The organism is Streptomyces sp. NPDC048361, assembly GCF_040651795.1.
Classification (GTDB): domain Bacteria; phylum Actinomycetota; class Actinomycetes; order Streptomycetales; family Streptomycetaceae; genus Streptomyces.
This window is the reverse complement of record NZ_JBEZKW010000028.1, coordinates 84,792-93,993: the sequence shown is the minus strand read 5'-3', so window position 1 is coordinate 93,993 and position 9,202 is coordinate 84,792. Positions and strand designations below refer to the sequence as shown.

The 9,202-nt window shown below is 69.6% G+C and carries 11 protein-coding genes and 1 pseudogene; 6 read left to right on the top strand and 6 right to left on the bottom strand.

Going from position 1 to position 9,202, the window contains the following annotated elements:
* Window positions 1–344 (bottom strand): sigma factor (locus AB0D31_RS18290; protein ID WP_362723738.1); only part of this gene is annotated, 344 nt, incomplete at its 3' end.
* Window positions 345–679: 335 nt separating this feature from the next.
* Between AB0D31_RS18290 and AB0D31_RS18285 the strand changes: the two genes are divergently transcribed.
* Window positions 680–1,597, top strand: coding sequence for a hypothetical protein (locus tag AB0D31_RS18285; RefSeq protein ID WP_362723736.1), 918 nt, complete (start codon window positions 680–682; stop codon window positions 1,595–1,597).
* A 117-nt stretch (window positions 1,598–1,714) separates the two neighbouring features.
* Here the strand turns inward: AB0D31_RS18285 and AB0D31_RS18280 are convergent, their stop codons facing one another.
* The gene (locus tag AB0D31_RS18280) at window positions 1,715–2,458 is read right to left on the bottom strand and encodes an SOS response-associated peptidase (RefSeq protein WP_362723733.1); all 744 of its coding nucleotides are present in this window, start codon (window positions 2,456–2,458) and stop codon (window positions 1,715–1,717) included.
* Between the two features lie 241 nt (window positions 2,459–2,699).
* On the opposite strand from AB0D31_RS18280, the gene AB0D31_RS18275 reads away from it, so the two are divergent.
* Window positions 2,700–3,149 carry an SRPBCC family protein gene (locus AB0D31_RS18275; protein ID WP_362723730.1) on the top strand — a complete coding sequence of 150 codons (450 nt, stop codon included), beginning with the start codon at window positions 2,700–2,702 and terminating at the stop codon, window positions 3,147–3,149.
* A 222-nt stretch (window positions 3,150–3,371) separates the two neighbouring features.
* Here AB0D31_RS18275 and AB0D31_RS18270 read toward each other — a convergent pair whose 3' ends face one another.
* On the bottom strand, window positions 3,372–3,920 hold the full coding sequence (locus tag AB0D31_RS18270; RefSeq protein ID WP_362723728.1) for a GNAT family protein: 549 nt from the start codon (window positions 3,918–3,920) through the stop codon (window positions 3,372–3,374).
* Window positions 3,921–4,132: 212 nt separating this feature from the next.
* A pseudogene (locus AB0D31_RS18265) lies at window positions 4,133–4,323 on the bottom strand (helix-turn-helix domain-containing protein); the annotation flags it as partial.
* A 26-nt stretch (window positions 4,324–4,349) separates the two neighbouring features.
* On the opposite strand from AB0D31_RS18265, the gene AB0D31_RS18260 reads away from it, so the two are divergent.
* Window positions 4,350–5,549 carry an MFS transporter gene (locus AB0D31_RS18260; protein ID WP_362723758.1) on the top strand — a complete coding sequence of 400 codons (1,200 nt, stop codon included), beginning with the start codon at window positions 4,350–4,352 and terminating at the stop codon, window positions 5,547–5,549.
* Window positions 5,550–5,683: 134 nt separating this feature from the next.
* On the opposite strand, the gene AB0D31_RS18255 is transcribed toward AB0D31_RS18260, so the two are convergent.
* Entirely contained in the window at window positions 5,684–6,040 is a 357-nt protein-coding gene (locus AB0D31_RS18255) for a helix-turn-helix domain-containing protein (RefSeq protein WP_362723725.1), read from the bottom strand.
* A 162-nt stretch (window positions 6,041–6,202) separates the two neighbouring features.
* Here AB0D31_RS18255 and AB0D31_RS18250 point away from each other — a divergent pair, with 162 nt between their 5' ends.
* Complete coding sequence (locus tag AB0D31_RS18250; RefSeq protein WP_362723722.1) at window positions 6,203–6,496, top strand: DUF1330 domain-containing protein; 294 nt, start codon at window positions 6,203–6,205, stop codon at window positions 6,494–6,496.
* 612 nt (window positions 6,497–7,108) lie between these two features.
* On the opposite strand, the gene AB0D31_RS18245 is transcribed toward AB0D31_RS18250, so the two are convergent.
* The gene (locus AB0D31_RS18245) at window positions 7,109–7,408 is read right to left on the bottom strand and encodes a hypothetical protein (protein WP_362723720.1); all 300 of its coding nucleotides are present in this window, start codon (window positions 7,406–7,408) and stop codon (window positions 7,109–7,111) included.
* Window positions 7,409–7,726: 318 nt separating this feature from the next.
* On the opposite strand from AB0D31_RS18245, the gene AB0D31_RS18240 reads away from it, so the two are divergent.
* Window positions 7,727–8,575, top strand: coding sequence for an oxygenase MpaB family protein (locus tag AB0D31_RS18240; protein WP_362723717.1), 849 nt, complete (start codon window positions 7,727–7,729; stop codon window positions 8,573–8,575).
* Window positions 8,576–8,663: 88 nt separating this feature from the next.
* Window positions 8,664–8,984: a methyltransferase domain-containing protein gene (locus AB0D31_RS18235; RefSeq protein ID WP_362723755.1), complete on the top strand. Its 321-nt coding sequence runs from the start codon at window positions 8,664–8,666 to the stop codon at window positions 8,982–8,984.
* The last annotated feature ends 218 nt before the right edge of the window (window positions 8,985–9,202 follow it).

The window sequence follows — 9,202 nt, the reverse complement described above, 5'->3', positions numbered from 1 at the left end:
AACCGGTCGATCGCCTTGATCAGGCCGATCGTGCCGACCTGGATCACGTCTTCCATCTCGCCGCTGCCCCGGTTACGGAAGCGGCCGGCCGCGAATCGCACCAGCGACAGGTTCATCTCGATGAGCGTGTTGCGCGCGTACTGGTATTCAGCGGTGCCCTCTTCGAGCACCTGGAGCCGCTCGAAGAACACCTTCGACAGCTCACGGGCGTCCTTCGGCGCCACCTTCCCCGCGTCCTCGACCCAGGGAAGTTCCAGCACTCCAGGCTCCGCGGGTCGGTCCGTCGACCGGGTCGCCGTCGACCGGTCCGTCAGCTCGCCTACCGCCACATGCGTCGCTGCCATGTCGACAACCTCCCCTAACCAAAGACCGCATCCGTTAAAGGCCTCGCCTGCCCCCGATGGGCGCGCTTATGCATTCTGGTGACGGGGCCACGCTCATTGATCACCGGCTGTCGTGCGCATGCGCCCATTCCATCAGACCCTTCCGGAGCCCTGCCCGACGCGCCCTTAGCCCGACGAGCCCTGCGCGCCCAGCCCCGACGCGCCCTGCGCGCCCGACCCAGATGAACCCTGGCCTGAGCCCGTCATCAGGGGCCATCCGGGCCATCCGGGCCATCCGGGCCCAAGCTCGCGGGTCGCGAGCGCGGGTGTGGGGCTGGTGCGGAACAGTAGGGGGTGTGGCTGATGGGGTTGATGTGGATGCGATCATGCGGGAGCTGTACGGGCTGAGGCCGGACGAATTCACCGCGGCCCGGGATGCCCACGCGGCCCACGCCCGTTCGGCGGGGGACAGTGCGGCCGCCAAGCAGATCAAGGCCCTGCGTAGGCCCTCTCTCGCGGTGTGGGCCGCGGATCTCCTGGCGCGCTCCGACGCGGACCAGGCGCGGCGGCTGCTGGAGCTGGGGCAAGCCCTGCGTGAGGCGCACAGGACGTTGGCTGGCAAGGAGTTGCGGGAGTTGTCGCATCAGCGGCACGAGGTGGTCGCCGCCATGGCTCGCCGAGCCCGCGAGCTGGCCGGAGAAGCAGGCCAGCCCGTCTCCGAGGACGTCCAGCACAGCGTCGAGAAGATCCTCCACACGGTCCTTGCCGACCCGGACACGGCCCAGGCATGGGCGGCGGGTGTCCTGACCAGTGCACCACCGCCGGCCGTCGGATTCGCGGGCTTGGAACCGGCGCCCGGCGCCGCGCCCCAGCCACAGAAGAAGCGCACCCCCGCAGCAGCCCCCACGGCACAGGCGGCCCCAGCTCACGGACCTTCACAGGCGGACGTCGTAGCGGAGAAGCGGGCCCGCGCGGAGGTCGCGCGCGCCTCGCAGGCGTATCGGGAAGCCGAGGAAGAGCTCGCTTCCGCCGAGAAGGACCTGGCACAGGAACTCTCACGGCTCGAAGCGCTCGATCAGCAGATCGCGCATCTGCAGGAACAGCTCAAGACCGCACACGAGGAACGCAGCCGCCGCGCCACTGCGGCGGACGCCGCGACCCGCCGCCACCAGCAGGCCGGCCACCAGGCGCAGGCAGCCCGGACGGAAGCCGAGACCGCCCAAGCAGCGCTCGATGCTCTCCCACGCACAGGCCCCGCAGGCCGGCACCGGTAGTCCCGGCGGTGCCCGGCAGGCCCCCATCCATACTGCCGACACTCGCCAAGCGGCCGACCCTGCCCGCAACCCGTGATGCGGAAGGCCGGTGCCCGTGCCTGTGTCTCGACGCCTGGACTAGGCGGTGAGCGGGGCGACGAGTTGGGGACCGTTGTTGCGTACGTCGTTGACGGTCGTGGCAACGGGACGAGTATCGAGGTGGCCATCGGCCGGCCGGCCGAGCAGGGCGTGCAGCTCGTCAACGTCTTGGCGGTCCGGGTCGAGCCACGCGTCGTAGTGGTTCGCGGTGAGTGCGAGCGGCATACGGGGGTGGACCCGGCCTGCCGTGTCGGTGGCTTCGGTGGTGATGATGGTGCACGTGAGGAGCCAGGCGGCCGGGTCGTCGTCCTGTTGCACCGTCGGGTCGCGCCAGTACTCGTACAGTCCGGCGAGCGCCATCACCTGGTCGTCTTCCGGATGGATGAAGTACGGCTGCTTGCGGGCCTTGCCGGTGGCGGGGTCCTCGGTCTGCTGCCATTCGTAGAAGCCGTCGGCGGGCAGCAGGCAGCGGCGGCGGCTGAACGCCCTACGGAACGCTGGCTTGTCGTGGACCGTCTCCACCCGGGCGTTGATCATCCGTGCGCCAATCTTCATGTCCTTCGCCCATGACGGCACCAAGCCCCAGCGCAGGGCCCGGAGTTGTCGCTCAGCCGGCGCGGACGCGTCCGCCGTGCGCGGAGTGCGCTCCAGGACCGCCCATACGTCGTCGGTCGGGGCGACATTCCAGCTCGGGGCCAGTGCCTCCGGAGGAGGGAAGGCGGTGACCTGGAAGAGCTGGACCAGATCCTGGGGGCTGCGGGTGGAGACGTAACGGCCACACATACCTCCACTGTGCCGTGCCTCCGGCCCGTACACGACTTGTACACGAGTCGTATCGCTCGCGGCGCCGGTGCTGTGGCCGGACACCCCCTCTGACGAGTGCTGGACTGCCCCGCCCCGCACCTTGCCTCAGATTCGGCCCCTACGAGGTTGCTGGGGTGTTGGCTGCGGGAAGGCGGGCATGCGGGGACTCTGGGCCGGACGGTTCCTGTCCGGCTCGCCGACCCAACCGAAGGAGTGTGCTGTGTCGAAGGTTGAGGAGTCTGTCGAGGTCGAGGTCCCGGTACGTACCGCGTACGACCAGTGGACGCAGTTCGAGTCGTTTCCACACTTCATGGAGGGCGTGGAGCGGATCGAGCAGCGTACGGACAGGATGACGCACTGGGTGACGAAGATCGGCGGTGTCACCCGGGAGTTCGAGGCGGAGGTCACCGAGCAGATCCCGGATGAGCGGGTTGCCTGGACCACCCTGGGCGGTGAGGTCCGGCAGGCGGGTGTGGTCACGTTCCACCGCATCAGCGACACGAAGACGAAGGTGATGCTGCAGCTCGACTACGAGCCTGAGGGCCTGGCGGAGAACGCGGCGGACAAGCTCGGGATCGTCAAGCACCGGATCACCGGGGACCTGAAGCGGTTCAAGGAGTTCATCGAGGACCGCGGCCGCGAGACAGGCGCGTGGCGGGGAGAAGTCTGAACCTCGCGGTACTGGCGGTACTGCCGCTACTGGCGGTATTGGAAGGTACGACGGAGCCGGCTCGAGGCGTTGGAGCCGGCTCTTCGTCTGCCGTGAAGGCGCACGGGCAGATGCGGGCCGGGGCGCGTGGGATGACGCTGTGTACGGATGCGGCTGTACGGAGCATGCACCGCGCACACGTCCGCTGCCTCACGGCGGCTCTGCCGGCCTGGCGCGACGCCTTCATGGACGCCATTCGCGCTTGATCAACCCGAACACCCACGAGTCGGAAACCTCGCCGTTCACGATGCAGTCCTCCCGCAGCGTCCCCTCCCGCATGAATCCGATCTTCTCCAGGACCCGGGCCGATGCCACGTTGCGCGTATCGGTCTCGGCCTGCACGCGATTCAGGTCCAGTGTGTCGAACGCCCATCGCAGCAGAGCGTGTGCGGCCTCCGTCGCGTAGCCGTGGCCCCACATCGCAGGGTCGAGGACATACCCCAGTGACGCGCTGCGGTGATCGGGGTTCCATCCGGTCAGACCGCACCAACCGACGAAGGCCCCGTCAGACGCACGGTCGATGGCCACCCGCGCTCCGGTGCCTTCGTCCGCCATCGTCCGGCACATCGTGATGAACCGCCCTGCGCGGGCGGGTTCGATCCACGGCGGGGAGTCCCAGTAGCGCAGCACATAGGCGTTGCTGTGCAGCGAGAAGAGGGGATCCGCGTCGGCGTCGGTGAAGGGGCGCAGCCGCAGGCGGGCGGTGTGCAGTAGGGGGGTGGCCAAGGTCATGCGCGCCATTTTGTGTCCTCATGGGGCGGCCAGAACACCGAATATCCGATCCCGGACGGCTCTCATGACCAAGGCACCGACCTCTCGCCATAGGCCGGCTGCAGCTCAATTGGCAGGCGGTACGCCGTCGTTGTCCCCCTGGCCTGGGGCGGGTCGGTCGCAGGGGGACTTCGGACGGCACCCAGACGGGCCAACTCCGGTGCGGAAAACGGCTATTGCGAGTCGGGGGTCCAAGCCGTGACGAGGTCCAGTAGTCCGGGATAGCGGTGGTTGAGGTCATCGGCGCGTACGTGGCTGCGGCGTTCGAGGCCGTACTGCCGTTGCCGGGTGATGCCTGCCTCGCGCAAGGCCTTGAAGTGATGGGTGAGTGACGACTTGGGGCGGTCGATGCGAACCAGCCGCAGGGCCCGGGCGGCCCGCGGCAGGGCCCTGGCGGCCCCGCTGCCCCCCGCCTGGCGGATCTGGCTGGCCGCCTGGCCGGTTGCCGCCGTCTTCGTCCTGTCCAACGCGGCGACCCCGCTGTACGTGCTGTGGCAGCGCGACGTCGGCTTCTCCAAGGGCACTCTGACGGTGATCTTCGCGTTCTATATCGTCGGCCTGCTCGGATCGCTGTTGGTCTCGGGCGTGGCGTCCGACCGTGTCGGCCGCAAACCCGTCCTGCTGCCCGCCCTCGCGCTCGCATTGGTGGCATGCGGGATCTTCGCCACCGCGTCATCCGTCACCGCGCTGGTCATGGCCCGGCTCTTCACGGGCATCGCCGTCGGAGCGTTCGTCTCGGCCGGCATGGCCGCCGTCACCGACGTCGCGGGTCAGGAACGCAAGCACCGCGCCGCCCTTCTGGCCTCCTGCGCCATGGTGTTCGGTGCGGGGCTCGGCCCCTTCCTGGCCGGCGTTCTGTCGGAGACGCTGCCCGCTCCCACTGCGACGGTCTTCATTGTTGAGGCCGCCCTGCTGCTGACCGCCGTGGTGACCGTCGTACGCATGCCCCTTCCCGCGCGACGCGCCGTGGTGCCCGCCCGGGGCGGCTGGGTACGGGTCCCCGGCGTGCCGCGGGGCAACGGCGCTCAACTCTCCCTGGGCGTCGTGGTGTTCGCACCCGGCATCACAGCCACGTCGTTCGTTCTCTCGCTGGGCCCTTCCCTGCTCTCCGCACTGTTGGGGACCACCAGTCGCGTGGTCGCCGGAGCGATGGCCTTCGTCATGTTCCTCACCGCCACCGGCGTGCAGTTCGCCGTCCAGAAGCTGTCCCGCCTCGCCATCCTGACCGTGGGGGCCGCGAGCACCACGCTCAGCATGGCCACCCTCATCCTGGCCGTGCACACCTCCTCGGTTCCCGCCCTCGTCGCGTCCGCCCTGCTGGCCGGCGCAGGCCAGGGCATGGGTCAACTGGGCGGCCTCTCCCTGCTCAACTCCGCTGTTCCCTCCCAACGCCTCGCCGAGGCCAATGCCGCGCTCAACGTCGGCGGCTACGCACTGGCCGGAGTCCTGCCGGTGTCCGCGGGCTACCTCAGTGACGCGGTTGGCTTGACCAGCGGCGCCACCATCTTCGCCACCGTTCTGATGGCGTTGGCCGTCATCGGCGCCCTCATCGTGGCGGCCAACCGTCGGCACGCGACTCCGGCTGCCTGAAGTCTCGTATCGGTGCCGGGGGATGGGTGCCGGGATCGGCGCAGCGGACACCGTCGATACTTCGCACTCAAGACGCCGCTGAGGGAACTGTCCAGGACGGCACCGCTGACGTGATCAGGCCAGCCACGCGGCGATCATTCCGACCCCGCTGCCGTCTCGGGTCCCGTCTCCTCGGCCCACCGTCGACTCCAGGCGTCCAGCGGTTTCAGCGCCTCGACAAGATCCTCACCGAGCTGGGTGAGGCGGTAGCCATCGCCGTCCAGGGCGAGCAGGCGGGCGCCGGACAGTTCCTCGATCCGGGTACTGAGCACGCTGGAGGACATGCGCTCGCATCGGCGCTGCAACTCACGGAAACCGGCCGGAGCCTGACTCAGTTCCCACAGGATCCGCATCGTCCAACGCCGTCCGAGCAGGTCGAATGCGGCCATCACTGGACGACCCGATTCGGACCCCCGCACTGGCAGACCCGGACGTGGAACTCTGGCTTCCATACACACACTCCTTGCGCTTCGGTTCTCGAAGTATCATAGTGATTCGAACTTCGAAGCAGGGGGTGTCATGATGCCGCGCATCGAGCCGCTCACCCCCGACGGAAAACGCTCAACGAGACCAACCCGCAAGTCGGATGCACTCATCCCCACCCTGGAGGTTCCATGCCCAAGGGCTACTGGGTCAGCGTCTACCGCTCCATTACCGACCCTGAGAAGTTGGCTGCCTACAACAAGCTCGCTGGTCCGGCCGTCCGGCTCGGGGGTGGCCGGCTCCTCGCCCGTGGCGGTCGGGTCGCCGCATACGAGGCCGGAATCGCCGAGCGCACCATCCTGATCGAATTCGACAGCTTCGACCAAGCCGTCGCGGCCCGCGAGAGTGCGGCCTACCAGGAGGCACTGGTCGCCCTCTCCGACGGCGTCGAGCGCGACTTCCGCATTGTCGAGGGTATCGACTGACCGAGCCCAGTCGGATCTTCGCTCATCGGCGCCACCGGATCCCAAGGAAAGAGTCATGTCTGAATCTCGATGGCATCCTGGACGCCCATCGCGATCTCGTATCGATGGTGAAGGACGCCCGAGGGGCCCTGCCGGTGCCGCGTCAGTGGCCGAGCTGTTGGCGGCAGGCTTGCACGACGGACGGGTCGATGCCGGTTCCCTGTGCCCAGGAGCAGACGAATCGCGCGTCGTAGCCAGGCTTGGAGCGGGGGCGGTGAGGCTGGTGAGGCTTGGGGGAGGCGTGATGGGCGCCCGTATGGTCGTGGTCGGCGGGGCGTGGGGCGGCCCCGGGGTGTTCGCCCGTTGCCTCGTGTGGCGGCCGCTTCATGGCGGGCTGGTCGGTTGGCCTGGAGCTGGGGGCGGTCGGCCCCGGGCCTGGGCCGTAGGCCGGTTCGAGATTTCCGCGGGCCGGCACCTGTACCGGGTCGGGCCACGCCCCGGGGACCACGGTCGCGGAAAGGGCTCCCTCGGTCCCCGGAACCTTCGGCGGCGGAGCGGGGGTGGGGGCGACCGAGACGCAGCCGGTGCAGGCCAGGGTCGCCGCCATGGCGAGGAGCAGGCGCGCGGTAGGCATCAGGGGCCGATCGGGCCGGGCTGCTCCTTGGCGGCGGACAGCAGTGGGCGGCCCACCCCCCTGTCCACACCGGAGCCCGTCATGGTGATGGGCGCCCCGACAACGTCGCGTGTGTATCCATGGAAGCGGCACTTCCGGTCGCGATATGCGATCGCGGCCTGCGCGGCCGTCTTCGACGGATGGAGACGGATGACAGCCGCGTCGGCGTCGATCCGACACGGCTCCTCACCCGAAGCCCCCACTGCTGCCCAGGCGGGCGAGATGACGAGGGAGGCCGGCAGGGCGGCCCCCACCGTCATGATTCTGGCTCCTGCGCGCATCGGCACCCCTCTGGAAATCTGCCACTCGGAGGGATCTTCGTAGCGAATCGCTGCACGCCAAGTCGAGCTGGGAACAGGCCCGTTCACCCCGAAGCATGGGAACTGTGATCATCGCACCGAGGTGTCGCGTCGCGCCGGCCCGCGCAACGGCCCGGGCAGGGACGACTCGATTCGCAGGAGGGAATCTGCCGACTTCTTCGAGCTCTGCCCAGGCCCGACCACCCGTACGGTGCGCGTCTTGTGCGCCAGTTTTCCCAGGACGGCCGCCGCCCTGCTCCAGCGCGCGATAATGGCCGCATGCTCGTGGATACGGTGCGTACGCGACTCGGATCCGCCCTCTTCTCGCGCGTGGCGGGGCCGGACGGACCAGCCAACCGAGCCCGCATCCACGACACGCCCGGCCCCCGCTGGTTCGCCCCCGACTCTCCCGTGCGGACCGTGCACGGCGACGCCTCCATGTTCATAGGCGGCATCGCGGCCCTGCTCCTGCAGTCCCTGCACCCGCTGGCCATGGCCGCCGTAGCCGGTCACTCCGGCTACAAGGGCGACCCCTGGGGCCGCCTCCAGCGCACCAGCACCTTCCTCGCCGTTACCACCTTCGGCACCGAGGAGCACGCCCAGCACGCGGTGGACCAGGTGCGCGCCGTGCACGCCCGAATCCGCGGCACCGCCCCCGACGGACGTCCCTACCGCGCCGACGACCCGCACCTGCTCACCTGGGTGCACACCGCCGAGGCGTACTGCTTCCTCGGCGCCCATCAACGTTTCGGGGCCCGGCCGTTGGACGAGGCGGGATGCGATCAGTACGTCGCCGAGGTCGTGCGGGTCGCCCGTGCCCTCGGAGCCGACGAGGCACCCGCCGACCTGCCCGGGCTGCGCCGCCGCCTGGATGGCTACCGTCCCGAACTGCGCGCCACCCCGGCCGCCCGGGAGGCGGGGCGCTTCCTGCTGCTCACCCCGCCGCTGCCCTGGGCGGCCCGCCCGGCGTACGGAGTCCTCGCCGCGAACGCCGTCGGGCTGCTTCCTGGCTGGGCGCGCCGCGCGCTGCTGCTGCCGCACGTCCCGGTGGTGGAGGAGACGGTCGTACGGCTGGGAGGCCATGGGATGACCCGCGCCATTCGGTGGGCCATGCGTCCCCCCGGCTGACCGGTCGGATGTCCAGACCTGCCCGCGCTGACCAGGAGAACGACACGACCATCCACCTCTCCGCCGAGGGCTACCGTCCAACGCGGACATCTACGCCACCGCCCGTCCCGACTACCCCGCCCGGGCCGTCGAGGCCTTCGCGGCCGACGTCGGTGTCACATCCGGGCGGCGCATTCTTGAACTCGGCGCCGGGACAGGGAAGTTCACGCGTCAGATCGTCGCGCGCGGCGCCTCAGTGACCGTCGTCGAACCCGTCGAGTCCATGATCGAGCGCCTGCGTGCAGACACCCCGGACCATCGGTCAGGCACCTGGCGCCAGACCTTCGACGACCGGCCGGGATGGTCGGTGGGGGTTATCGCGCGCGTGCTCGTGTGCTGGCGGCGACCGGCGGCGAAGCCGAGCGCATGACGGACCCGGCGCGGCTGCCGGCTCGTTGCGGGGCCGGATCGGCGTCAGTGAGTACCTCGGAAGGCACTCGTCACGCCTGTCACGCCCGTTACTGCCCGTCACGCCCGTTAATCCCGCCTGACCGTCATGCGGATACTGTCTCCCGGGGCGGGGCGGGAGGCTGCCATCGATGCGGCGCTCGTCCTGGATGAGGGGCCAGAGGACATCGAGGCGACGGC

What these genes read in the sequence shown, in the direction of transcription:
- AB0D31_RS18280 (WP_362723733.1), bottom strand. Translation starts at nt 2,458, where the DNA reads ATGTGTGGCCGTTACGTCTCCACCCGCAGCCCCCAGGATCTGGTCCAG.
- AB0D31_RS18270 (WP_362723728.1), bottom strand. Translation starts at nt 3,920, where the DNA reads ATGACCTTGGCCACCCCCCTACTGCACACCGCCCGCCTGCGGCTGCGC.
- AB0D31_RS18255 (WP_362723725.1), bottom strand. Translation starts at nt 6,040, where the DNA reads ATGGAAGCCAGAGTTCCACGTCCGGGTCTGCCAGTGCGGGGGTCCGAA.
- AB0D31_RS18250 (WP_362723722.1), top strand. Translation starts at nt 6,203, where the DNA reads ATGCCCAAGGGCTACTGGGTCAGCGTCTACCGCTCCATTACCGACCCT.
- AB0D31_RS18245 (WP_362723720.1), bottom strand. Translation starts at nt 7,408, where the DNA reads ATGACGGTGGGGGCCGCCCTGCCGGCCTCCCTCGTCATCTCGCCCGCC.
- AB0D31_RS18240 (WP_362723717.1), top strand. Translation starts at nt 7,727, where the DNA reads ATGCTCGTGGATACGGTGCGTACGCGACTCGGATCCGCCCTCTTCTCG.